This window comes from Pseudomonas sp. NPDC089752 (assembly GCF_044748725.1).
Classification (GTDB): domain Bacteria; phylum Pseudomonadota; class Gammaproteobacteria; order Pseudomonadales; family Pseudomonadaceae; genus Aquipseudomonas.
Genome location: NZ_JBIVGP010000008.1, coordinates 320,280 through 344,733, shown reverse-complemented (window position 1 = coordinate 344,733; position 24,454 = coordinate 320,280). Strand labels below are relative to the sequence as shown.

Here is a 24,454-nt window from a genome sequence, read left to right as displayed (position 1 = left end):
CTCATCCATGTCCAAGCATGCTGCCAATGCTGCCGCTGTTCAGGGTTCTGCCGCCCTTGCCCAGGGCAACAGCGACAAGGGAAGTCGCTATTTCCAACTTCTGCTGCTGGTGCTTGCCGCTGGCGCGATCTACCCGATCCTCTACCTGCGCCAGGTCTACCAGACCACCATGCTGGAGGTGTTCCAGATCAACCACAGCGAGCTGGGCTACCTGTATTCCATGCTCGGCACGATCTTCCTGCTCAGCTACCTGCCCAGCGGCTGGCTGGCCGACCGCATTGCGCCACGCTTTCTGATCTTCTTCTCGCTGGTGGCCACCGGTGCCCTGGGGCTTTGGTATTCCACTGCGCCGGGCATGTCGTCGCTGCTGGTCATCTTCGGTTGCTGGGGCTTGACCACGGGCCTGACATTTTGGGCCTCGGTACTCAAGCGGGTGAAGATGATCGCCCGGCAGTCCGAACAGGGCCGCTTCTTCGGCATCCTCGACGGTGGCCGTGGCCTGGTCGAGGCGCTGCTGGCGACCGTGGCGCTGGCACTGTTCGCGCTGGCGACCGAGACACGTGGCGAATCGGCGGCCGAAGGTTTCCGGCATGTGGTCTATCTGTATTCCTTCACCTGTATCGCCATTGGTTTCGTGCTGGTGCTGCTGAAGGACCCCAAGTCCATGGAAGCGACCGAGGCGGTGGAGAAGGGCAGGTTCAACCTACTGGCCGACCTGGCGACCCTGGTGAAGATCCCCGAACTGTGGCTGGTAACCGCCATCGTGTTCTGCGGCTATCACATCTTCTGGGCCACCTACAGCTTCTCCGACTACCTGCAAGGCAGCGGCATGACCGCCGTGATGGCCGGCACCATCACCACGATCAAACTGTGGATGCGACCTATCGGCGGAATCGGTGGCGGTTGGCTGGGCGACAAGTTCAGCAATGTCTCGGTGTTGATCGTCGCCATGCTGCTCGCGTCGCTCGGGGTATTCGGCCTGATCCTGTTCCCGGCGCTGAACAGCCTGGGCCTGCTGATCGCCACGGTGATCTTCATCGGCCTGATGACCTACGCCATCCGGGGCCTGTACTGGGCGATCCTGGATACCTGCGACATCCCGCTGCGCATCACCGGCCTTGCCATCGGAATCGTCTCGGTGATCGGCTACCTGCCCGATGCCTTCATACCGCTGATCAACGGCTACCTCACCGAACATTTCCCCGGCGCCCTCGGCTACAAGCTGTATTTCGGCTACGTCGGCAGCGTGGGGCTGATTGGCACTCTGGCGGCAGTGGTACTGCGCGCCCGGGTAAACCGCAAAGCACTCCTTCAGAACACAGGTGCCTGAGATGAAAATCGTCGCCCTTGAAACCCATATCGTCGCCGTCCCGCCACCGCACATCGGCGGCATGTACTGGCTGTTCGTCAAGCTGCGCACTGCCTGCGGCATCGAAGGCGTCGGCGAGATCTACGCCGCGACCTTCGGCCCCAAGGCCATGCTGCCGATCATCGAGGACGTGTTCGAGCGCTACCTGCTCGACCAGGACCCGCACCACATCGAACGCTTCTTCCGCCAGGCCTATTCCAGCGGTTTCACCCAGCGCCCGGACCTGACCATGATGGGTGTGGTCAGCGGCCTGGAGATGGCCTGCTGGGACATCATCGGCAAGGCGGCGAACAAACCGGTGTACGAGCTGTTGGGCGGCAAGGTCCATGAGCGCCTGCGCTCCTACACCTACCTGTACCCGGTCAACAGCCAGGGTGAGTACGACTACGATGACCCGGACCTGGCCGCCGAATGCGCCGTGCAGAACATGAACAAGGGCTTTACCGCCGTGAAGTTCGACCCGGCCGGGCCTTACACCGCCTATTCCGGGCACCAGATCTCGCTGGAGGTGCTGGAGCGTTGTGAAACCTTCTGCCGCAAGATCCGCGAAGCGGTCGGCGACAAGTGCGACCTGCTGTTCGGCACCCATGGCCAGATGGTGCCGTCCTCGGCCATTCGCCTGGCCAAGCGCCTGGAAAAATACGACCCGCTGTGGTTCGAGGAGCCCATCCCGCCAGGGCAGGAAGACGCCATGGCCCAGGTCGCCGGCAAGACCAGCATCCCCATCGCCACGGGCGAGCGGCTGACCACCAAATACGAGTTCTTCAAGCTGCTGCAGGCCGGCGGCGCCTCGATTCTGCAGATGAACGTGGCGCGCTGCGGCGGCCTGCTGGAGGCGAAGAAGATCGCCAGCCTGGCCGAGGTGTACTACGCACAGATCGCTCCGCACCTGTACAACGGCCCGATCGGCGCGGCGGCCAGCTTCCAGCTGGCGGCCTGCACGCCGAACTTCCTGATCCAGGAAAGCATCGAGACCTGGGGCGGCTTCCACGCGCAAGTGCTGAACAAACCGCTGCGGTGGGAAGACGGCTACATCATCCCCTCCAGCGAGCCTGGCCTGGGCGTTGAGCTGAACATGGACGTGGTGCGCCAGCACACGCCGTATACCGGCCAGCGCCTGCACCTGCAGATGGCCCCGACGCCAGCCGACGTGCGCGACATCTCGCCGGCCAAAGGCTGACCCGATGCCGCCCGGCAACGGGCGGCGTTCAAACCGACTTACGCGGTATCCTGCATGACATACGATTACATCATCGCCGGCGCGGGTGCTGCCGGTTGCATCCTGGCCAACCGCCTGTCCGCTTCGGGCAAGCATTCCGTGTTGCTGCTGGAAGCAGGCGGCAAGGACGATTCGTTCTGGTTCAAGATCCCGGTCGGCTTCGCCAAGATGTACTACAACCCGACCTACAACTGGATGTACTACAGCCAGCCGCAGCAGCAGCTTGGCGGGCGCGCCTTGTATGCACCGCGCGGCAAGGTGCAGGGCGGCTCGGGGTCGATCAACGCGATGATCTATGTGCGCGGCCAGGCCCACGACTTCGATGACTGGGCGGCCAAGGGCAACCCGGGTTGGGGCTTCAAGGACGTGCTGCCGTACTTTCGCAAGCTGGAGAACCACCCGCTGGGCGACAGTGAGTACCACGGCGGCAGCGGCCCGATCAGCATCACCCCGATGAAGGGCCAGACGCACCCGATCTGCGACGTGTTCCTCAAGGGCTGCGAACAGCTGGGCTACCCGCAGAGCGACGACTTCAACGGGCCGAATTTCGAAGGGGCGGGCATCTATGATGTGAACACCCGCAATGGCCAGCGCTGCTCCAGCAGCTTTGCCCACTTGCACCCGGCGTTGCAGCGCCCGAACCTGACCGTTGAGCATCATGCGCTGGTTGATCGCGTGTTGTTCGAGGGACAGCGAGCCATCGGTGTGCTGGTCAGCCAGAAGGGCGTTTCGCGCTCCTTCACCGCGCGCAGGGAAGTGATCCTCTGTGCGGGCGCGGTGGACACACCGAAGATCCTGCAACTGTCCGGCGTTGGCGACCGGGCATTGCTCGACCGTCACGGCATTGCCCAGGTCAAGCAACTGCCGGCGGTAGGGCGTAATCTGCAGGATCACCTGTGCGTCAGCTACTACTACAAGGCCAATATCCCGACCCTGAACGACCAGCTCAGCTCGCTGTTCGGGCAATTGAAGCTCGGCTTGCAATATATGCTGACGCGCAAAGGCGCGCTGGCGATGAGCGTCAACCAGGCAGGTGGTTTTTTCCGGGGTGACGAGGGAGAGCAGAACCCGAACCTGCAGCTGTACTTCAACCCGCTGTCGTACCAGATCCCGAAGAACAACAAGGCCAGCCTCAAGCCGGAACCCTACTCAGGCTTCCTGCTGTGCTTCAACCCGTGCCGGCCGACCAGCCGTGGCCATGTCGAGATCGCCTCGGCCAATCCGCGCGATGCCGCGCTGATCGACCCGAACTACCTGACCACGCAAAAGGACATCGACGAGGTGATCCAGGGCAGCCAGCTGATGCGCAAGATCATGCAGGCGCCGGCGCTCAAGGGCATTACCGTGGAGGAAGTGCTGCCGGGGCCGGCAGTGCAGAGCGAAGAGCAGATGCTGGCGTATTTCCGCGAGAACTGCGGGTCCATCTACCACCTGTGCGGCTCGTGCGCGATGGGGCCGGACGAGCAGACCTCGGTGGTGGACACGCGGCTCAAGGTGCATGGGTTGGATGGGCTGCGCATCGTCGATGCGTCGATCTTCCCCAACGTTACCTCGGGCAATACCCATGCTGCGGTGTTGATGGTGGCGGAGAAGGGCGCCGATCTGATCTTGCAGGGCCAGTAGTTCTTATTAGCCTGCGCGATTTCTGTGGGAGCGGGCTTGCCCCGCGAACACGGGCGAAGCCCGTGCCATCCAGCGCAGTGTTTGTTTCGCGGGACAAGTCGGATCGCCGCACCGCCGCTCCCACAAGTCCCTGCTAAACCTCTGAGAAATAGGTTGCAGTGCGCACTACGCGATTAGCTTTTCCAGGTTGAGCAAGATCGAGGCAGCATCATAGGGCTTGCGCACCACGGGTATATGTTTCAAGTGCTCGGGAATGATGATGCTGTCGCCATAGCCGGTGGCGAACAGGAACGGGATGTCCAGCCGGGTGAGTTCTTCAGCCACGGCGATGGATGTGCCGGTACCGAGGTTGATGTCCAGCACTGCCACATCCGGTTTCCGCTCAAGCAGCAGCTTCATCGTTTCTCCCTCGGAGCTTACCGTCAGGACATCCTCCACCTGCGCATCGGCCAGGATCTGTTCAAGACCGACCGCAATCACCAGTTGGTCTTCGAGTATCAGCACACAAGCATCGACCAGGCGCGTGCAGTCCACCTGCGGCAGCGCTTGTGCCACCTGCGCTGCGTCGGCAACGGTGTCTTCCACCAAGGTCAGGTGCTTGGCGGGGATTCTGAGCAGGCCAAACAGGCCCTCGGGCCTGTATTCAAGCGTGCTGCTACCGCCGAGATCGAAGGGAATGCTGCGTTCGATCAGCACCGAACCGAAGCCGCTGCGTGTTGGCGGGCGCACCGTTGGCCCGCCGCTCTCGGACCAGGTGATTTCGCAAGCGCCACCCGCATCGACTACCCAGGTGACCGACAGCTTGCCACCGGCTCGCGACAGCGCGCCGTACTTGGCGGCGTTGGTGGCCAGTTCGTGCAGCACCAACGCCAGCACGGAAAAGGCGCGGGCATCGAGGAGCAGGTTGGGCCCCCACAGTTCGAGCGCATCGGCCGAGGTGCGATAAGGCGAGAGCTCGGCTTCCAGCAGCGCGGAAAAACGCCCGCCACCGTCACCGCGCACGACCTGGTCATGGGCCAGCGACAGCGCCTGGATCCGGCCCTTCAGGGTTGCCACGTAGCCGTTGAGGGTCTGGTTCTCCGACGTCGGGTGGGCGACCAAGGCACCGATCAGCGAGAGAATGTTCTTCACCCGGTGGTTGAGCTCTTCGTTGAGCATCCGTTGGCGCACATCCGATCGTGAACGCTCATCGGCCAACAGTTCGCTATTGTGCAGCGCCACTTCGACGATCGCGGCGCGGATGGCTTCACCGAACTGGCGGTCCTGTTCGTTCCAGGGCAGGCAATGCTGGTGCACGGTCTGCTTCCATACGGCGAAGCTCTTGCGTGGGGTCAGGCGCTCGCCCAGCGGGCCGCTTTCGTAGGTCTTGTTGGGGTCGCCGGCCCAGTCCAGGGTTTCGACTACCTCCCTGCGAAACAGCATGAGGTAGTCCCGCGGGTGCTGCGACATTGGGATGATCAGTGCGCCGGCAACATCGACGGCATAATCCTGGGCGGCCGGATGCGCCATCGACAGGCAGTTCGATGCCCATGAGCGGCCTTCGGCGACGCTCTCTGCGAAGCTCAGTAGGCCCGGTATCGCGGCTTTGGGCGGTGTCACCCCGTCGCTGGTCCATCGCCCCTGCAGCGCCATGCCGATGCCATCGCAGGGGATGAGCGCCTGGAAGTCGGCCATGTGCGCGCGCAGCAGCGCTTCGATGTCTGCAGTGCGATGCGCCTCGTGCAGCAGGGTGTCGAGCACCTGGCGGGCATGCGCGGCGGCTTCCAGGGTTTGCCGTGCACGCAGGGTCTGGATGTGCAGCGAGAAAAATTCGCCGAACATTTCCGCAGCAACCCGCTGGCCCATGGACAACGTACGCGGCGCGTAATGGTGGCAAGCAATCAGCCCCCACAGCGCGCCATCGACGATCACCGAAATCGACATCGAAGCGCCGACGCCCATGTTGCTCAGGTATTCACAGTGAATCGGCGAGACGCTGCGCAGGTGGGCGTAGGAAAGGTCCAGCGGTTCACCCGACAAGTCCAGCACCGGTTCGATGGGCACAGCCTTGAACTGGGCGTCGGAAATGATCCGTACCGGGTTGCGCAGGTACAACGCGCGCGCCTGCTGGGGAATATCGGACGCCGGGAAATACTGGCCCAGAAAGCTTTCCAGGCCGCTGCGCTTGGCTTCGGCAATGACTTTGCCGGCACCGTCGACGCCCAGTTGATAGATCATCACCCGGTCGTAGCCGAGCAGGGCGCGGACACGCCTGGCAGTGTCGGGGAAAAGTTTGTCGGAGCGGTCGATCTCGCGCAGCTGGCCGATCACTGTGCGCACCAACTCGATCGGCTCGGCGATGCTCGCGCCCGAAGGTTCGAACTCGAGGATGACTGTGCCTTTGAAGAGGTGTGCTGAGACATCGAAGGTCTGGCCCGAGATCAGCCTCACGCCGAACGACAGCGCCGGCCGCGACGCTTCCTTGACCCGGGCCAGCGAGTTGCGCAGGGTGTGCGCAGCTTCGCTGCCGATGATCGTGTCCAGCTTTTGCCCGTTGAGCTCGCCGGCCGCACCCAGCATGCCTGGGGCATTGGCTGAATGGCGCAACACCAGGCTCGCCGACGCGTTGCAGGCCAACAGGCAACCGTGCGGTTGAATGCTGCCGGGGATCTGGATCGGCTCGCGATCACAGTTGGTCAAGTCGACGCGGGGTTGCAAAGTCATGGGCACCTGCCGGTATCGCGAATACCGGCGGCCAGCGAGACTGCCGAATATTTTCAAGTAAACGAAGTGGTTACAGTCATATTCAAGCTCCGAGTCTAGCTGGCATGGTGCTATTCGTCACCCGGCACACGGAGGTGCCGGGCTCGGAGAAGGTCAAGGGGTCAGAAGCCTTCCAGAACAATCTTGCCGCGGGCCTTGCCACTTTCGATCAAGGCATGGGCGCGCTTCAGGTTGTTTGCGTTGATCACGCCGAAATGCTCGCCGACCGTGGTCTTGATCACGCCCTCGTCGACCAGTGCGGATAACCGCTCCAGCAGTTGATGCTGCTTGATCATGTCTTCGGTCTTGTACAGCGAACGGGTGAACATCAACTCCCAGTGCAGGGACAGCGATTTGCGCTTGAGCGGCATGACGTCCAGCTGCGCCGGATCATCGATCAGGGCCAGCTTGCCTTGTGGCCGCAGCACTTCCACCAGTTGCGCGAGGTACGTGTCGGTGTGCGTCAAGCTGATCACGTAGTCCACCGGGTCATGCTTCAGCTCCGCCAGTTGCAGCGGGAGCGAAAGCGAATGGTCGATCACGTGGTGGGCACCCAGTTCGCTGACCCATTGCTGTGTTTCAGGGCGCGAGGCGGTGCCGATCACCGTCAGCTGCGTGAGCTGCCGGGCCAATTGCACGAGGATCGAGCCCACGCCACCGCCAGCGCCAATGATCAGCAGGCGCTGGCCCTTGCCGCCGTTCTCCTCGACGCCCAGCCGGTCGAACAACAGCTCCCAGGCGGTAATGGACGTCAGCGGCAGGGCGGCGGCGCTGGCGTTGTCCAGGCTGCGCGGTTTGTGGCCGACGATGCGCTCGTCGACCAGGTGAAACTCGCAGTAGCTGCCGGGGCGGTCGATGGCGCCGGCATAAAACACCTCGTCGCCAGGCTGGAACAGCGACACTTCGCTGCCGACCTCGCGCACGACGCCCACCGCGTCCCAGCCCAGGACCTGCGGCTGGCCGGTAGTGCGACTGGCGCGAACCTTGGTATCGACCGGGTTCACCGCAATGGCCTTGACCTCGACCAGCAGGTCGCGGGGGCCAGGCGTGGGGTAAGGCAGGTCTGTCTCGAACAGGGACTGCGGATCCTGAATAGGCAAACCGGCTTGGGTATAGACAACGGCCTTCATTGGCATGACCTCGAAAAAGTGAAAGTGAGCCAGGGTATCCGTGTTGGTTTCGTACAAAAACCGGCGAGGCGAGGTAAGACTTTCACTGCTGCGATGAAAGTCCGGGAAATTACCTGCGCCTGCCGTTGTAAATGCGGTCAGGCGTTGTAGCGAGGCGCCAGGCGGTTGTTCGAAAGTTGGCCGAGCAGCGCTTGGCGGCTGGCCTCGAAGGTTTCGTAAGGCTTCAGGTCATGCATCGACGGGATGGAAATCAGTACATTCCTGTCGAAGTCCTGAAGAGCCCCTTCGACCAGGTCGGTCGCCGACATGACGATGTTCGGGTCGAGATTCTCGACAGGCAGGCCGCCGATTTCCCAGAAGTCGGTCGCCGTGGCGCCGGGCAATACCGCTTGAACCTTGATCCCATCGGCGGCCAGCTCCTTGTGCAGCGACTGGGTGAAGGCGGTGACATAGGCCTTGCTGGCGCCATACACGCCATTGAGCAGCTCCGGCGCCAGGCTGACGATGGAGGAGATGTTGATCAGCGCACCGTGCTTGCGCTCGGCAAAACCGGGTACGGCGGCGTAGCTAAGGCGGGTGAGGGCGGTGACGTTGAGGCTGATCATCTCGGCCATGCGCTCGACATCGCTTTCAAGCAGGCTGGTGTGGGTGCCGATGCCAGCGTTGTTGACCAGCAGGCTGATGCTGGCGTCTTCACGCAACTTACGTTCGACCCGCGCCAGGTCGGCGGCGTTGCCCAGATCTGCCGGGAACACTTCGACGCTTTGCTGGGTTTGCGCGGTGAGGCGGCTGGCAAGTGCATCGAGGCGCTCACGGTTGCGCGCTACCAGCACCAGGTCATAACCGCGGCGCGCCAGGCGCTCTGCGAAGATTGAGCCGATACCGGTGGATGCGCCGGTGATCAATGCAGTGCCTTTGTATTGCTGTGTCATGGCCGAGCTCCTTGGGTTGGGGTTGCAGCCATGATGCGGAACGTTGCGAATGACTTAAATGACGTATAGGGTATTGTTTCAGGACATCCAGAAACGGAACAACGCAATGCACCGCGTCGGCTATCTGCTCACCGAAGGCTTCCAGGTCATGTCACTGGCGACACAGACCGTGTTCGAGTTCGCCAATCTGGTGGCAGGCAGGGAGGTCTACAGGATTCAGAACTTCTCCATGAGCGGGGGGACTGTGCGCTCTTCACTGGGCATGCATGTCGATACCCTGCCGCTGGGGGCGCCTGGGTTGGCAGACACCTGGATGGTGACCGGCACGCTCACGCCGCAGAGCCCACCTGGCGATGAGGTACTGCACAGCGTGCGCGGATTCGTCGAAGCGGCGCGGCGCACGGCCGGCCTGTGCACCGGGTCGTTCGTGCTGGCCCAGTCCGGGGTGCTCGACGGGCGGCGCGCTACGACCCACTGGTACTACGCCGATGCGATGAAACGCACGCACCCCAAGGTCAAGGTCGAAGAGGACCGGATCTTCATCGTCGATGGCCCTGTGTGGACGTCAGCGGGGATGACCGCCGCCCTGGACATGGCGCTGGCGATGGTGGAGAAGGACTTGGGGGCCGCGCTTGCCCGTTCCATTGCGCACAAGATGGTGATGCACCAGCGCCGCTCCGGCGGGCAGTCGCAGCATTCGGAACTGCTGGCGCTCGCGCCCAAATCGGACCGTATCCAGAGCACGCTGGCTTACGCACGGCAGCACCTCAACCGCCCGTTGGGCGTGGAAGAGTTGGCAGAGGTGGCCCATCTGAGCCCTCGGCAATTCACCCGCGTGTTCACTGCAGAAACCGGTCAATCACCGGCCAAGGCCGTGGAAAGTCTGCGGCTGGAGGCTGCCCGTTTGATGATCGAGCAAAGCCGCCACAGCCTGGATACCGTGGCCACGGAAACGGGCTTCAGGGACCGGCGACATATGCGCGAGGTGTTCATGCGCGGGTATGGCGTGCCGCCGCAAGCGATACGCCGTGATGCTCGGCGGGTAGAGTGAAGTGCGGAATTTATCGATGGAGTACAAATGTGCTCCTGGCGTATTGGCTTACTAAGGCACCTCAAGGAATGTTCATTTCATTCGATGGGCCCAAGGGAACGGGTAAAACGACACTACTGGAGGCGGTGACCCAAGCCTTGCGGGCAAAAAGGCACAAGGTGATCCGACTGTGCGAGCGAAACAACGACCCAAGCCGCGCTGACACGATGGCCCTGGTCAACACATTCGTCAGGAACCCTAGCCAAACACTGGAGTTGGAAGTGTGTGAGCGGCTGGCCGATAGCCGCGCCTGGATTTCCCGGCATGTGCTGCCAAAGCAACCTGCGGACAGCATCATCCTGATCGATCGCTGGTATCCGTCTGATGCGGCGTTTCGCCGGCTCGTTCCGTTTGCCGAGGTACTGGCGTTGAACATCGAGCGAGACGTGCGGGTGCCAGACCTGCATGTGGGGGTTGTCACCGAGCCTGACATTTCATGGGCGAGGGCAGAGGCACGCTCGGCCGGGCTGCGCAGTACCGTGATGTTCAACCTCCAGGAGCAAGTTGCTTGTACCGAGGCGTTCGAGCGGGCGATCACCGACAACGGCTGGTTCCTGTGCCGCAATGAGCGAACGGTCGAAGAAGCGACGGTGCAGGTGGCTGCTGAGATCGAACGTGTGCTGGCGCTTTTACGCTAGAAAATCAGGCGGTTGTTGGCATTCTGCCTGTTCGTCCTCCTGGATATTGCTGTAGACAGCCAAGCCACACACAGCAACCAGGCCGAAGCTGGCAAGCACGATATCGCCCAGCAGCATGCCTGCGATCAATACCAGCACGCTGATGCGAAAAAGGGTTGTCATGACTGCCTCCGCTGCAGATAGGTATCGCGCCTGAACGCTCACCATAACGCGCTGATTGCAATCGCGCAGCCCGCATGTGTCGATGTGGCAGTGTTTGCCTGTGAAATGGCAGAACGGCCCGTGGCGGCAGCTATGCTGAACAGATGATCCCTGGGGACAATTCATCATGTGCAGGTCGATGCTGTTACTCGCAATCGCGCTGGCGGCGGGTTGTCAGGCGCCCATGCCAACCGCCAATCCACAGATGGCCTGGGTCGATTTCTCGATGCCATTCCCCAATGACCGAGTGCTGCTGGCCGAGCGGCTGGACCAGCAACGGCTGAAGGACGGGCGGTTCTTTCAAGTGAGCCCCGGCAGTCATGAGCTGATGGTGCGATTCGACTACGAAGTCGGTGGGGGCGGAGGCATGAGCATGATGGGTGGCACTACCGTACGCGAATGTTACCTGACCATCCCCTATGCGCATTTCAAGGCCGGAGAACGCTATGTGCTGGAGGCGCGGTCGATGGCGCTGACGCCGGAGGCGCGTTTGTTCGATGGCAACGGCACGGTCGTTGCCCAGGTCAGCGAGTTCTATTGCCTGATGTGAGGGGCCTCGGGTTATCCCTGGCTCGTCGCCAATGCAAGCTGCGGGAGGTATGAGATGAACAAGCTATCTATCGTGGGTGCCGGCATGGTCGGCGAGGCGGCGGCGCAGATGATCGCTCGGGATGAACTCTGCGGTGAGTTGAGTCTGATCGATGTCCAGGGTGACTTGGCCAAGGGCAAGGCGCTGGATGTCTGGCAGGCGGCAGTCGAGGCGGGATCTGATACCCGGGTTTACGGTGGATCAAACGCCGAGATGCTGAGGGATTCCGACCTGGTGGTGATTACCGCGGGCGTGCCACGCAAGCCAGGTCAATCGCGTCAGGATGTACTGAGCATCAATCTGCCCATTCTCGACGGCATCATGCAGGACATAAACACGTATGCGCCGTCAGCGACGGTCCTGGTGGTGTCGAACCCTGTCGACGTGCTGACTTATAGGGCCTGGAGCCTCAGTAAACTGGGGCGCGACAAGGTGTTCGGCCAGGCAGGAGTACTGGATACCGCGCGGATGAAGTGTTTCATCGCCGAGGAGACAGACTTTTCGGCGCGGGACATCACGGCGCTGGTCCTCGGAGGACATGGCGACAGCATGGTCCCGTTGATGCGCTATTGTGCGATCGGTTCGGTGCCGTTGTCGCACTTTTTGTCCGACCAGCAAATAGAGCGGATTGTGCAGCGCACACGCCAAGGTGGCGGCGAGATTCTGGCCTTGAAGAAGCTGGGCAGCGCCTGCGACGCGCCAGGTGTAGCCATTGCACAGATGGTGGACGCTATTGCCAACCGGCGAAACCGCATTTTGCCGGCGGTTGCGATTCTCGAGGGCGAGTATGGGCGCAAAGGGATTGCCATGGGCGTTCCCTGTGTGTTGGCCGGGCATGGGATCGAGCGGGTGATCGAGCTGACGTTGGATGCACAGGAGCAAGCGATGTTCGATCATTCTGCCGATCAGGTTGCGCGGGATATCGCGGAAATAGATGCGCTGTGAATCGGATGGCATGGGGGTGGGGGCTTTGCCCCCGCCCGCTCACAACATCTTGTCGAGGGTGATCGGAAATTCCCTCACACGCTTGCCCGTGGCATGGTAGACCGCATTGGCCACCGCAGCCGCCACCCCAACGACGCCGATTTCGCCTACGCCCTTGGACCCCAGTTCGTTGACAATCTCGTCGTGTTCCTCAACGAAGATCACATCGATATCACCGCAGTCTGCATTGACCGGAATGTGGTACTCCGCCAGGTTGTGATTGACGATGCGGCCCAACCGATGGTCGGTCAGTGCTGATTCGTGCAGGGCCATGCCTACCCCCCAGACCACGCCTCCCAGAATCTGGCTGCGAGCGGTTTTCGGGTTGACCACGCGACCTGCCGCCACAGCACTGACCACCCGGGCCACCTTGATCGTGCCAAGGTCCTCGTCGACGTGGACTTCCACGAACACCGCCGAATGCGTCGCCGTAGCAAACTGTTGGCGCCTGGCGCCGGGCTCGGCGTCGATCTGTACTTCGAACTCACCATCGGGGGCGCTGGCGACGATGTCCGCCATGGCGAAGCGATGGTTGCCAGCATGCAGATAGCCATCAGCGAACGCGATCTGCTCCCAAGCGCTGCTGGCCAACTGAGGGTTCATCATGCGCGCTTGTTCCAGCACCTTGGTGCGCAGTATCTGGCAGGCCTGGCGCACCGCCGAGCCCACTGACGAGACCGTGAACGATCCGCCCTGAAGCGGAGCGGTGGGTAGTGAAGAGTCGCCCAGTACGAAGGTGACATCCTGCACGCTGATGCCGGCAGCGTCGGCTGCGATCTGGGTCATGACGGTATAGGTGCCGGTGCCGATATCGGTGGTGGCACTGCTGACGGTGAGATGGCCCCGGGCGTCGATGCGTGCCTTGGCGCTGGCCTTCATCTGCATGGCTTCCCAGACGCCGCCGGCCATGCCCCAGCCCACCAGCTGGTTGCCATGGCGCATGCTGCGCGGTTGCGGATTGCGCAAATGCCAGCCAAAGCGTTCGGCGCCTTGCTGGTAGCAGGCCATCAGTTCCTTGCTGGAGTAAGGCTTGCCCTCATTGCCGTTGTTGGCAGCAAAGTTGCGCCGGCGCAGTTCGACCGGGTCGATCTGCGCGGCACAGGCGAGTTCATCCATGGCGCATTCCAACGCGATCATCCCTGACCCGGCCCCAGGCGCCCGCATGTCGAGTGGGGTGTACACATCGAGCGGCGCCAGTCGATAGCTGAGCGCAACGTTGTCGCACTGGTAGAGCATGCCGCTCCATTCCACCAGGTGCTCGGTGAAATCCTCGAAGCGGGAGGTCTGGCCAAGTGCATCGTGAGCGATCGCCAGCAATTGCCCGTTGGCGTCTGCACCCAGGCGCAGGCGCTGTTCGGTTCGGGGCCGGTAGCCAAAGGTGAACATCTGCTGGCGCGTCAGCGTGACGCGTACCGAACGCTGCAGGTGCAATGCCGCCATCACGGCCAGCGGCAACTGGTACTGCGGACGCAAACCCGAGCCGAAGGCGCCGCCGACGAACGCCGCGCGCACCCGGATGCTGGCCTTGGGCAGGCCGAACACCTTGTGCAGGTAGTCTTGGCAGTTTTGCGTGCCCTGGGTCTTGTCGTGGATTTCCAGGGTGCCGTCGGCCTTGTACTGCACCGTGGACGCATGGGGTTCCATCGGGTTGTGGTGCTCGTTGGCCGTCAGGTAGGTGGCGTCCACCTGCACCGGCGATCCGGCGAACTGCCCGGCGAATTCGCCACGCGGTGCCGGTGTCTCGGCGGGTGCCTCATGCCCCTGTTGGCATGCGCCCAGGTCCGTCTGGTGGGCCTCCTCGGCATAGTCGATGCTGATCAGCGAACCTGCGTACCGGGCCAGTTCGAGGGTTTCGGCCACCACCAGCGCCAACGGTTGCCCGCTGTAGAGCACTCGATCATTGAACAGGGGCCGAAACGGCGACCCCTCGGCAGAGTCGGCGTCGCTGTAGTCGTCGTCGTAGCTGGAAATGCGCGGACGATGAACATGGTCGAGCACGGCGATCACCCCGGGCACGTTCAGGGCGTGTGTACTGTCGATGTCGAGTACCCGACCGCGCGCTATCGTACTGGACACGACGCTGCCGTGGAGCAGCCCCGCCTCGGGGTATTCGCCCGCGTAGCGTGCCTGCCCGGTGACTTTCGCCACCCCGTCCACGCGGTCCAGGGGCGCGCCGACTACCGGTGTGGAGTTGCTCATGGTCGTGCCCCTCTGTCAGCGGTACCGTGCACCGCGTCATTCAATGCCCGCACGATTGCACGCTGGGCAAGCGTTACCTTGAAGCCGTTGTGGCTCAGCGGTTGCGCACCCTGCAGCAACGCTTGCGCGGCACGCGTGAAAAGCGCTTCACAAGGCGCCTGGCCGACCAGCAGGCGCTCCACATCCGGGTCCCGCCACGGCTTGTGGGCAACACCACCCAGCGCCAGACGAGCCTGCTGGATCACCTCGCCATCGAAGCTCAACGCCGCAGCGACCGATACCAGCGCGAATGCATAAGAGGCGCGGTCGCGTATTTTCAGATAACGGTAATGGTGCTCGAACACCGGGGGCGGCAGCTCGATGCCGGTCACCAGTTCATTGACTGCCAGTTGATTGTCGCGCTCCGGGGTGTCTTCGGGGAGGCGATGGAAAGCCGCAAAAGGTATCTGGCGTTCGCCGTCCGGTCCTTGTACATGCACCACGGCTTCGAGCGCTGCCATTGCCACGCACATGTCGGAGGGATGGGTCGCGACGCAGGCAGCGCTGGCGCCAAGGATCGCGTGGATCCGGTTCTGGCCATTTCGCGCGGGGCAGCCGCTGCCGGGCTCTCGTTTGTTGCACGGGGTGCCGGTGTCATAGAAGTAGTAGCACCGGGTGCGTTGCAGCAAGTTGCCACCGGTGCTGGCCATGTTCCTCAGCTGCGGTGATGCTCCAGCCAGAATAGCGTCGGACAGCAGCGGGTAATGCGCTTCGATCAGCGGGTGCCAGGCCAGGTCGGCATTGCTCACCAGCGCGCCGATCAGTACGCCGCCGCTGGGGGTTGGTTGAATATCGTTCAGCCCTAGGCCGCTGATGTCGATCAGACGCTCGGGGCGAACGACGTTCTCCTTCATCAGGTCGACGATGTTGGTGCCACCGGCAATGAAGCGCGAGCCGGCATCAGCCAGGCTCACGGCTTCGCTGACCGATGCGGGCTTTTGGTAGCTGAAGGGCGTCATGGGTTCGGCCCTCGTTGTGGCTGCGCCCTGTCAGTCATCAACGGCAGGGCTTCTTCAACCGCAGCGACGATGTTGCCATAGGCACCACAACGGCAAAGGTTGCCGCTCATCTGTTCGCGAATGGCCTCGCGACTATCGGCCCGCCCTTCGTGAGCAAGCCCGATTGCGGAGCAGATCTGCCCCGGAGTGCAGTAACCGCACTGGAAAGCATCGTGGGTGATGAATGCGCGCTGCATGGGATGCAGGGCGTCGCCGCTGGCCAGCCCTTCGATGGTCACCAACTCGGCTCCGTCGCACATGATGGCCAAGGTCAGGCAGGCATTGACGCGTTTGCCATCGCGCAGCACCGTGCAGGCGCCGCACTGGCCATGGTCGCAACCTTTCTTGGTACCGACCAGGTCCAACTGTTCACGCAACAGATCGAGCAAGGTGGTCCAGGGATGCACCACCAGTTTTCGGGGCTGACCGTTGAGGGTCAGGGAGAGAGGGTGCTCTTCAGCCCCATGGGGAGTGATCGCGCTCATGGTAGGTCCTCACGGTCAGGGTTCGCGCAGTTGGCTGCGTCTCAGTTGTGCGACCGGGCCGGCCGAACAAACGTTCAGCCGGCTCGCCCAGTTACCGATCACTTCTTGCCAGGCAGCACCGAGCCGAGTACCTGCTTGGCGGTTTGAACGATGATGCCCGCCTGGTCGGGGTCACCCTTGAGCAAGGTGCTGGCGAACTTCTTCGCCTGCTCCAGCTTTATGTGGGGCGGCAGGGGTGGCACGTTCGGGTCGGTCTTGAACTCGATCAATACGGGGCGCTCGGCGGCCAGGGCGCGCTCCCACGCAGCGGCAACGTCCTCTTCGCGATCCACGTAGATACCTTGCAGGCCAATGGAGATGGCGAACAGATGGTAGGGCACGTCAGGGATGGACTGCGAAGCCTCGAACTTGGGGTCTCCCTCCATTACCCGCTGCTCCCAGGTGACCTGGTTGAGATCCTCATTGTTGAACACCGCACAGATCCATTGAGGGTTGTCCCACTGCTGCCAATACTTGGCCACGGTGATGAGCTCGGCGAGGTTGTTCATCTGCATCGCCCCATCGCCCACCAGTGCAACCACAGGCCGCTGCGGGTGGGCGAACTTGGCTGCGATCGCATAGGGCACGGCTGCGCCCATGCATGCCAGGCCACCGGACAGCGAACACTGCATACCTTGGCGAATCTGCAGGTCGCGGGCGAACCAGTTGGCACAGGAGCCGGAGTCGCTGGTGATGATGGCGTGGTCGGGCAGGCGAGGGGACAGCTCGTGGACCACGCGCTGCGGGTTGATCGGGTCAGCCTTGACCAGGGCACGCTTGGCCACGGTCTTGTCCCACTGCGCACGCCAGGTCTCGACCTTGTCGCGCCAGCGACGGTCGGTCTTGTACTCGAGCAACGGCAACAGGGCGCGCAGGGTTTCGCTGGCATCGCCGACCAGGTTGACCTCCATCGGGTAGCGCAGGCTGAGCATGTCGGGTTGCAGGTCGATCTGTACGCCACGCGCCTGGCCTTCCTTGGGCAGGAACTCGGCGTAGGGAAAGCCGGAGCCGATCATCAGCAAGGTGTCGCACTCGGTCATCAGCTGATAGCTCGGTTCCGTGCCGAGCAGGCCGATCGACCCGGTGACCCATGGCAGGTCGTCCGGCAGCACAGCCTTGCCCAGCAACGCTTTGGCCACCCCGGCGCCGAGTTTTTCGGCGATCGCCATGACTTGATCAGTCGCCTGCAGCGCGCCTGCACCGACCAGGATCGCCACCTTGCGGCCGTCGTTGAGCACGGCGGCGGCGCGCTGCAGGTCTTCGTCGAACGGCAACACCCTGGGCTTGCTGTAGCCGATGCCGGAATGCACCGTACCGTGCGCCCTCGGTGGTTCATGGTAGGGCATGTCCTGCAGGTCGTTGGGCAGGATGACGGCAGTGACGCGGCGTTCACCGACGGCCGTACGCACCGCACGGTCGAGCAGGTGGCGTACCTGCTCCGGTGTCGATGCCTGCTGAACGAACGCACCTGCGACGTCCTTGAACATCGACAGCAGGTCCAGCTCCTGCTGGTAATGCCCGCCCAATGCCGCACGCGCCTGTTGACCCACGATGGCCAGTACCGGCTGGTGGTCCATGCGAGCATCGTAAAGGCCGGTCAGCAGGTGCGAGGCGCCCGGACCGGAGGTGGCCATGCAGACACCGAGCTCGCCGGTGAACTTGGCATGTGCGCTGGCCATGAAGGCGGCCATTTCCTCATGCCGGGCCTGGATGAATTCAATCTTGCCGTTGGCTCGGCTCAGCGCGCCGAACACCCCGTTGATGCCGTCGCCGGGGTAACCGAAAATGCGCCGCACCCCCCATTGATACAAACGCTCCACCAGAAAGTCGCCTACCGTGCCGGTCATTGCCTGCTCCCGTTCTGTCATCGATAGGGGTCTGGACTTGGCACGTGTCGGGAAAGTTTCAACGGTGTGCGCCCCGGTCTGCCCGCTGGAACCTGAGAGCAGCTGGCAGGCTCGAAGGTGAAACGACAACCCGATCAGGATGCATCATGAGCCTCATGAACATGACGGATGCCAGCGTGCAGGCCCTGTATTTCGAAGACGACGGCGCGACGCCGAACAGCCGTTTTCCCGTGCTGCTGTACCGATTGAAGCTCGATCCGGCGGGGGATGCTGCCAGCGCATTCGAAGCGATGTTCGCGGCGCACCAATGGACACCGCTCTGGCGCGCCGGGATCTTCCATTATCACCACTTTCACCCTAACGCCCATGAGGCACTGGGCGTTGCCTGTGGGCGGGCCCGATTGACGCTTGGCGGGGAGGCTGGGCAGAGCCTGAGCGTGAAACGCGGCGATGTGCTGGTGCTGCCGGCGGGCACGGGCCATCGCTGCATCGATTGCAGTGACGATTTTCTGGTGGTCGGCGCCTATCCCCATGGGCAGGAAGACTACGACATCCAGCGGCCAGACAGAGCAGCGCACTCGCGCGCCCTAGCCCGCATCTCCAAGGTGCCGCGCCCTGAGCAAGACCCGGTCAGCGGTATTGGGGGGGCGTTGATGACTCGATGGCCGGCGAATGCGTCCAACGACACCTGACGGTCGCTATTTCGTGGTCAAGGGTCAGCTATGGCGCTGCAGCAATCCCGCGCTTTGCGATGAGGTGCGTCAGCGCCTGGTGCAGGATCTGATGAAAGCGCGGCGAGCCGTGAAGGACGCCAAGGTATCCAACGACGACGACCAGCTGCGTGCCGCTCGAGCAGCGGTAAATGACGCTAAGGTAGCGTTAGGGGAGAGGGGGCCGGTGTGGTGGGATGACGGCAGTCCTGACTACAACCGCCATAAGGTGACCAATACGCCCTACGCTGGCTGGTACCACCAACTCGCCGAGCAGCGTTGATATCCGATGAAGACAGGGCCAAACGCAACTGAACATCGAGGCAAGAGCGACTCTCCAAGTACCATCACTCGGAGGATTTGCCATGCAGCCCAAAACCGAAGGATTTGAAGAGCAAGGCCCTAGCGGTGTCCCGTTCATCAACGATCCTGAAAAACCCAGCTCTCCACCCTTGAACGATGCCGATGCCACGGATGCAGCTGAGGCCGAGGAAGACATCCAGGACGACGCAGAGTCGATATAGACCCCAAGAGCAGCGCTGTGGTCAACGCTGCTGACCTGGGTTCGTTGACCTTATGTCATACCTGTTGCTTGATCGTCATGACCTGGCTCCTGTGCATCACACCTGTTCTTGACCCAGGGTGCCCGCAGCAGCGCCGGGTACCAGAATGACCTTGCGGCAATTGTCCTGTTTCTGGTCGAACATCTTGTAACCCAAGGCCGCTTCCTCCAGGGCGAGTCGGTGGGTGACGATCAGCTCGGGTTCCAGCCGTCCCGCCTCGATGTGTTCGAGCAGCTCTGGGAGGTATTTCTGAACGTGGGTCTGTCCCATCTTGAAGGTCAGGCCCTTGTCGAAAGCATCACCGAACATGAACGCGTGAATGAAGCCTGCATACACGCCCGGCACACTGACCGTGCCACCGCGCCGAGCAGCGGCGATACTCTGGCGCAGCGCTTTCCCGCTGCTGCCTTCGATCTTCAAGGCGGTCAGGACTGTCTCGGCGGTGCTGCCCTTGGCCTCGAAGCCTACGGCGTCGATGACAGCGTCCACGCCCCGCATTCCGGACGTCTGGCGAATGATCGAGTCCGCCGGGTCGTCGTCGTTCTCGAAGTTGATCGGGATCACATCGTAGGCGTCGCGAGCGTAGGCCAGCCGGTGGTCGTTATCGTCCACCATGAAGATGGTGTGTGCACCCAGCATCTTCGCGCAGGCCGCACTGAGCAACCCGACCGGCCCGGCGCCGTAGATGGCCACCGATGAGCCCTGGCCGATTTCAGCATTGGTCACGGCTTGCCAGGCGGTGGGCAGAATGTCGGAGAGAAACAGCACTTTGTCGTCGGGCAGCGTCGTTGGAACCTTGAAGGGGCCGACATTGCCTTTAGGCACCCTGACATAATCGGCCTGGCCTCCGGGAATTCCGCCATACAAATGGCTGTAACCGAACAAGGCCGCACCCGGTGGAATGCCTTTCTTGTTGATGATCGAGCCGCGCCCGGTGTTGGTCGTTTCGCAGGCGGCGAACAGGTCATGCTGACAGAAAAAGCAACTGCCACAGGCAATGACGAAGGGAATCACCACGCGGTCGCCCACTTTCAGGTTGGTGACTTCCCGACCAACATCCTCGACGATACCCATGAATTCATGGCCGAAGATATCGCCGGCTTCGGTTTGAGGGATCTTGCCGCGATAAAGATGGAGGTCAGAACCACAGATAGCGGTAGCGGTGACCCGAAGAATAATGTCATCGGGATCCTGGAGGATGGGATCGGCAACGGTATCCACTCGGACATCGTGGGCGCCGTGGTAAGTCAGTGCTCTCATCGTGTCAGCTCCTGCAGCCGGATTGATCGGGTTATGCAGGGAGGATAGCTGACGATGCAAAGTTCAGATCAAACGCTTCAACGGCAGAATCAAGGCATAATTCCTCTCGTCCCTTTGGGCCAATGATCCCAAACGGGGGCATTACGGGGAACGTTGAGTTGACTTAACCTTGAGAAATTTTGCAGGGAATCTAATTATGGATCGCGGAGGTCCTGGTACTCCAGGCACCCCTGATGCGCCAGCATCATCAAATCATGAACAAGCGTTTCCGACGACTGCTTCAGAGCGCCTGCAACTAGCACTCGATGCTGGCGCTATCATCGGAACTTGGGTGTGGGACATTCCGGAAAACCGGGTCACCGCCGATGAGCGATTTTCACGATCATTCGGGTTGCCGGCGCAGAGGTGCTTGGCAGGCATTCCGATCGAAGAAGCATTCTCGTCAATTCACCCAGATGACTGTGATCGCGTCTCCGCCGACATCCAGGAGGCCATGAAGCGGGGCGGTGCATACCGTTGCGAATACCGGGTGCGCCAGCACGATGGCAGTTACAGGTGGATTGAGGCCAATGGACGAGCTGAGCTCAACGAAGAGGGACGGGCTGTTCGCTTCCCTGGGATTCTCATGGACATTGAATCACGCCGGTCGGCGGAGGCTGAGCGTGACAGGGTGTCAGCTTTGCTTCGGACATTCACAGCTGCCGTGCCAGGTGTTGTCTACGCCAAAGACCTGGAGGGGAGACTGCTCGTTGCAAATGATGGTGCCACCCAACTAATCGGCAAACCGCCAGAGTTCTATTTAGGCAAAACTGACCTGGAGGTTCTGGAAGACAAGGCTCAGGCTCGCCAGATAATGGAAACCGATCAGCGCATCATGCATGACGGGAAGGCTGTACAGATCGAAGAGCGTGTCGACATGCCTGATGGCACAGCTACCTACTGGCTGTCGATCAAAGCACCTTTTTGCGATGAAGCGGGCGAGGTCATGGGACTCATTGGCTCATCCATTGACGTAACTGCGCGAAGAACCGCCGAATCGAAGCTCTTAGAGCTTAACCGCACCCTGGAGGCGAGGATCGAAGAAGCTGTGGCTGAGCGAGAGGCAGCCCAAGCGGCGCTCCGGCAATCGCAGAAAATGGAGGCGGTCGGGCAACTGACCGGGGGTATCGCCCACGACTTCAACAATTTGCTGGCTGGCATCACCGGAAGCCTGGATTTGATCAAGCTTCGGTTGAAGCAGGGGCGTGTCGCCGATGTTGAACGCTACCTGACTGTGGCTCACGGGGCAGCGCAAAGGGCTGCATCCCTGACCCATCGACTCCTGGCCTTCTCTCGACGTCAGACCTTGATGCCTGTTCACACCGATGTGAACACCCTGATCAGAGATATGGAAGAGCTGATTAGCCGGACAGTCGGGCCAACAATACAACTCAAGGTGGAGCTGAATGCGACATCGAGTACGTGCCTGGTTGACCCGGCCCAGGTGGAGAACTCACTCTTGAACCTGTGTATCAATGCTCGTGACGCCTTGGACGGCGGAGGGTCGATTTCCATCAAGACGTACAACGAGGACCTGGCGCAGGGAGTTGAGCTGGATCCAGAACTGGTACCCGGAACCTACTTCACCGTCTGTGTTTCCGACGATGGCGTCGGCATGAGCCCTGAGACGCTTGCTCGGGCATTTGAACCGTTCTTCACGACAAAACCTGTCGGGGCAGGCACCGGACTTGGCCTGTCCATGATCTATGGCTTCGCCAAACAATCAGGCGGGCAGGTCAGGATCAAGTCGGAGGAGGGGGGTGGTGCCCGGGTTTACCTACAACTACCCACTCACAAAGCCGAGATCGAGGTTGTAACTCGCTGTGAGCCGCTGGCTGAATCGGCAGTGGCTTCTTCAGGCGAGACGGTACTGGTCGTCGATGACGAGCCCTCCGTGCGCATGTTTGTGAGCGAGGCCTTGGGTAGTTGCGGGTACATTGTGATTGAGGCGGCTGACAGCCTTGCCGGCCTCCAGTTACTCCGGTCAGATACCCGCATCGATGTGCTTGTGACAGACATTGGCCTTCCAGGAGGAATTGACGGCAGGCAGATGGCCGATACCGGACGTCGCAGCAGGCCTGGTCTTCCGGTCCTGTTCATGACTGGGTACGCGCAACCGCATGTGCTGGACAACGCCCAATTAGAGGCAGACACGGCGGTAGTAACCAAACCATTCGCACTTGAAACCCTGGCGCTGAACGTCAATAACCTGCTGCGCAAGTGCCGCGGTAAGGTCTAGTTGCGAGCACGGTTACTCGCGCAGGGCATCAGCTACACAAACCTTCCCCCATGATCAGCCTCATGTCGGTGAGGAGCAGACCACGCAGCAGCGTCATGAGGATGCAGGCTTTCCAGGTGCCTGACGTGGACTCGTGGGGCTCGGTAGTTCGAAAGGGCTGCACGAATCCGCCGTGCGGCATCTTCTACGAACATGAGATTCTGCCCATTCAGTGCTGCGAAGGCTTGTTCGTCGGCTCGTTTCACCGCGGTCTGCACCGGCGTACCCAGCGCATTTTCTACCGAGTTGATCAACGAGAGGAGGCCCAAATTGGCAGCTTCTTGATCAATCACGACAGACACGCGCGCCTCGCTCCGCTGGCTGTGTGGCGTTGCTATGGATGCGTTTGCACGCAGCCATTGCGCCACGATCGCGGGTTCAACTGCGGACCGATTTTTGAACGCTTTCAGGAAGCTTTCTTCGACTAGCTGACGCGACAATGCCGCTGAACAGGGGCACGTAGACGAATAACCAATCGTGGCTTCAACACTCAAGGAAAATGCGCCCTCTACCAAAGATGCATTCACGTTCACAGGATACGATTTCCAGCCAGACAAGCCCTCGGTGACTAGTGCTGGGCGGCGCACGAGGAGATCAAAGTCCAGCTGGAGGCGAGCGCTTCGGCTGTCGCAATCGTGATGGCTCTCGATCATGCTGGTGAGCAACTCGCGAACATGCGTTGGTGAGAGGTGATGAACCTCTCCCCAGCTGTCCAGCAGTCGATAGAGCCGGGACATGTGGATGCCCTTGACCTGGGGTGCAGGTAGATCGACTTGTACGTCCGCTCTGGCATGAAGCTCGCGGTGATAGCCCGCTTCGTCAATCGTCACCGGTATATCGATGCTTTGCATGCCAACCCATTCCAGGGGGCCAAGCGTCGGAGCGATGTCGGTGACGGAAACGTCGGGTAGTTGTGCACTCATTTGGTATGTCCGCAGGTGTATGGCCCTCCCGTGACAGGAGGCCTAGGTACCGGTTTGGATCAAGCTTCGATAGAAGAGTGATGGCCAGTGATCAGCCACTCGTCGTTGATGCGCTCAAAGGTGAAAAGGAATCGCGCTGGTACGATGCGCTGCTCGCCGCCATCACGGTAGACGAAGGTGTAGAGCCCTCCGACAACGACTGTGCCCAGCTTTCGGCTTACCCGTTTTTTGAAGACCTGGATGTCACAGACAAGGCCATCGTTGGCCAGGAAGTTCTCGAAGTAGTTCCGGCGACTGTCATCGCAATCGCGTACCTGGTTGGACAAGGTAGGAACCAGAATGGCATCTGCGGCGTAGAGCTCAAGAATCTTGTCGACATCGCGAGTAGCGACGGTCGCCGCCCACCGATAGAGGGCAGCTTTGGCTCCCGCGAGGCAGGCCAGCTCGGTGTCGGCATACGTTTCGGTGCTGACGGAGAGGGTAGGGGCTTCGCTCATGAATGCTTACCTGATGGGTCTGAATTGGGAGGTGAAATGCTGATGCTAGGGTAAATTAAT

Annotated in this window: 22 protein-coding genes; 11 read left to right on the top strand and 11 right to left on the bottom strand. The window is 61.6% G+C overall.

Translation table 11 applies throughout. The annotated features are described in order from the left end of the window. Positions 1-7 precede the first annotated feature (7 nt). From ACIPZF_RS16290 to ACIPZF_RS16280, 3 genes are read left to right on the top strand one after another with little or no spacing between them, the layout of a single operon-like run. The gene (locus ACIPZF_RS16290) at positions 8-1,330 is read left to right on the top strand and encodes a nitrate/nitrite transporter (RefSeq protein WP_400801192.1); all 1,323 of its coding nucleotides are present in this window, start codon (positions 8-10) and stop codon (positions 1,328-1,330) included. Position 1,331: 1 nt separating this feature from the next. Beyond that, positions 1,332-2,549, top strand: coding sequence for a mandelate racemase/muconate lactonizing enzyme family protein (locus ACIPZF_RS16285; RefSeq protein ID WP_400801191.1), 1,218 nt, complete (start codon positions 1,332-1,334; stop codon positions 2,547-2,549). A gap of 54 nt (positions 2,550-2,603) precedes the next feature. Further along, positions 2,604-4,211: a GMC family oxidoreductase gene (locus ACIPZF_RS16280; RefSeq protein WP_400801189.1), complete on the top strand. Its 1,608-nt coding sequence runs from the start codon at positions 2,604-2,606 to the stop codon at positions 4,209-4,211. Positions 4,212-4,376: 165 nt separating this feature from the next. Here ACIPZF_RS16280 and ACIPZF_RS16275 read toward each other — a convergent pair whose 3' ends face one another. The 3 genes from ACIPZF_RS16275 to ACIPZF_RS16265 form a co-directional block, all read right to left on the bottom strand. Then, a complete protein-coding gene (locus ACIPZF_RS16275; protein ID WP_400801187.1) occupies positions 4,377-6,914 on the bottom strand; it encodes an HWE histidine kinase domain-containing protein in 2,538 nt (845 codons plus the stop codon). A 161-nt stretch (positions 6,915-7,075) separates the two neighbouring features. Beyond that, positions 7,076-8,083, bottom strand: a complete 1,008-nt coding sequence (locus ACIPZF_RS16270) for a zinc-binding alcohol dehydrogenase family protein (protein WP_400801185.1) — start codon at positions 8,081-8,083, stop codon at positions 7,076-7,078. A gap of 137 nt (positions 8,084-8,220) precedes the next feature. Continuing rightward, complete coding sequence (locus ACIPZF_RS16265; RefSeq protein ID WP_400801183.1) at positions 8,221-9,015, bottom strand: SDR family NAD(P)-dependent oxidoreductase; 795 nt, start codon at positions 9,013-9,015, stop codon at positions 8,221-8,223. A 106-nt stretch (positions 9,016-9,121) separates the two neighbouring features. Here ACIPZF_RS16265 and ACIPZF_RS16260 point away from each other — a divergent pair, with 106 nt between their 5' ends. Both ACIPZF_RS16260 and ACIPZF_RS16255 read left to right on the top strand, forming a co-directional pair. After that, the gene (locus ACIPZF_RS16260; RefSeq protein WP_400801181.1) at positions 9,122-10,066 is read left to right on the top strand and encodes a GlxA family transcriptional regulator; all 945 of its coding nucleotides are present in this window, start codon (positions 9,122-9,124) and stop codon (positions 10,064-10,066) included. 68 nt (positions 10,067-10,134) lie between these two features. Further along, a complete protein-coding gene (locus ACIPZF_RS16255) occupies positions 10,135-10,743 on the top strand; it encodes a dTMP kinase (RefSeq protein WP_400801179.1) in 609 nt (202 codons plus the stop codon). Here ACIPZF_RS16255 and ACIPZF_RS16250 read toward each other — a convergent pair. Continuing rightward, a complete protein-coding gene (locus ACIPZF_RS16250) occupies positions 10,735-10,905 on the bottom strand; it encodes a hypothetical protein (RefSeq protein WP_400801177.1) in 171 nt (56 codons plus the stop codon). The genes ACIPZF_RS16255 and ACIPZF_RS16250 overlap by 9 nt on opposite strands. Before the next feature lie 166 nt (positions 10,906-11,071). Between ACIPZF_RS16250 and ACIPZF_RS16245 the strand changes: the two genes are divergently transcribed. Further along, positions 11,072-11,494 carry a hypothetical protein gene (locus tag ACIPZF_RS16245; RefSeq protein WP_400801175.1) on the top strand — a complete coding sequence of 141 codons (423 nt, stop codon included), beginning with the start codon at positions 11,072-11,074 and terminating at the stop codon, positions 11,492-11,494. A 54-nt stretch (positions 11,495-11,548) separates the two neighbouring features. Next, a complete protein-coding gene (locus ACIPZF_RS16240; RefSeq protein WP_400801174.1) occupies positions 11,549-12,478 on the top strand; it encodes a malate dehydrogenase in 930 nt (309 codons plus the stop codon). A 39-nt stretch (positions 12,479-12,517) separates the two neighbouring features. Here ACIPZF_RS16240 and ACIPZF_RS16235 read toward each other — a convergent pair whose 3' ends face one another. The 4 genes from ACIPZF_RS16235 to ACIPZF_RS16220 all read right to left on the bottom strand — a co-directional run bounded on the left by ACIPZF_RS16235 (position 12,518) and on the right by ACIPZF_RS16220 (position 18,124). After that, positions 12,518-14,716 carry a xanthine dehydrogenase family protein molybdopterin-binding subunit gene (locus ACIPZF_RS16235; RefSeq protein WP_400801172.1) on the bottom strand — a complete coding sequence of 733 codons (2,199 nt, stop codon included), beginning with the start codon at positions 14,714-14,716 and terminating at the stop codon, positions 12,518-12,520. Further along, entirely contained in the window at positions 14,713-15,714 is a 1,002-nt protein-coding gene (locus tag ACIPZF_RS16230; protein ID WP_400801170.1) for an FAD binding domain-containing protein, read from the bottom strand. Before ACIPZF_RS16230 ends, ACIPZF_RS16235 begins: the two co-directional genes overlap by 4 nt. Further along, positions 15,711-16,238: a (2Fe-2S)-binding protein gene (locus tag ACIPZF_RS16225; RefSeq protein WP_400801168.1), complete on the bottom strand. Its 528-nt coding sequence runs from the start codon at positions 16,236-16,238 to the stop codon at positions 15,711-15,713. Before ACIPZF_RS16225 ends, ACIPZF_RS16230 begins: the two co-directional genes overlap by 4 nt. 98 nt (positions 16,239-16,336) lie before the next feature. Beyond that, the gene (locus ACIPZF_RS16220; RefSeq protein ID WP_400801167.1) at positions 16,337-18,124 is read right to left on the bottom strand and encodes a thiamine pyrophosphate-requiring protein; all 1,788 of its coding nucleotides are present in this window, start codon (positions 18,122-18,124) and stop codon (positions 16,337-16,339) included. Positions 18,125-18,270: 146 nt separating this feature from the next. Between ACIPZF_RS16220 and ACIPZF_RS16215 the strand changes: the two genes are divergently transcribed. The 3 genes from ACIPZF_RS16215 to ACIPZF_RS16205 all read left to right on the top strand — a co-directional run bounded on the left by ACIPZF_RS16215 (position 18,271) and on the right by ACIPZF_RS16205 (position 19,358). Further along, complete coding sequence (locus tag ACIPZF_RS16215; protein ID WP_400801166.1) at positions 18,271-18,816, top strand: cupin domain-containing protein; 546 nt, start codon at positions 18,271-18,273, stop codon at positions 18,814-18,816. Further along, the gene (locus ACIPZF_RS16210) at positions 18,797-19,117 is read left to right on the top strand and encodes a hypothetical protein (protein WP_400801165.1); all 321 of its coding nucleotides are present in this window, start codon (positions 18,797-18,799) and stop codon (positions 19,115-19,117) included. The genes ACIPZF_RS16215 and ACIPZF_RS16210 overlap by 20 nt, the downstream gene beginning before the upstream one ends. 82 nt (positions 19,118-19,199) lie before the next feature. Beyond that, positions 19,200-19,358 (top strand): hypothetical protein, encoded by a 159-nt coding sequence (locus tag ACIPZF_RS16205; RefSeq protein ID WP_400801163.1) that lies wholly within the window; start codon positions 19,200-19,202, stop codon positions 19,356-19,358. A 96-nt stretch (positions 19,359-19,454) separates the two neighbouring features. On the opposite strand, the gene ACIPZF_RS16200 is transcribed toward ACIPZF_RS16205, so the two are convergent. Further along, positions 19,455-20,657 (bottom strand): zinc-dependent alcohol dehydrogenase, encoded by a 1,203-nt coding sequence (locus ACIPZF_RS16200; protein WP_400801161.1) that lies wholly within the window; start codon positions 20,655-20,657, stop codon positions 19,455-19,457. Between the two features lie 196 nt (positions 20,658-20,853). Between ACIPZF_RS16200 and ACIPZF_RS16195 the strand changes: the two genes are divergently transcribed. Continuing rightward, positions 20,854-22,935, top strand: coding sequence for a PAS domain-containing protein (locus ACIPZF_RS16195; protein WP_400801159.1), 2,082 nt, complete (start codon positions 20,854-20,856; stop codon positions 22,933-22,935). Between the two features lie 32 nt (positions 22,936-22,967). On the opposite strand, the gene folE2 is transcribed toward ACIPZF_RS16195, so the two are convergent. Further along, positions 22,968-23,897 (bottom strand): GTP cyclohydrolase FolE2, encoded by a 930-nt coding sequence (folE2, locus tag ACIPZF_RS16190; protein ID WP_400801157.1) that lies wholly within the window; start codon positions 23,895-23,897, stop codon positions 22,968-22,970. A gap of 59 nt (positions 23,898-23,956) precedes the next feature. Continuing rightward, complete coding sequence (locus ACIPZF_RS16185; RefSeq protein WP_400801155.1) at positions 23,957-24,394, bottom strand: DUF4440 domain-containing protein; 438 nt, start codon at positions 24,392-24,394, stop codon at positions 23,957-23,959. Positions 24,395-24,454: the final 60 nt, after the last annotated feature.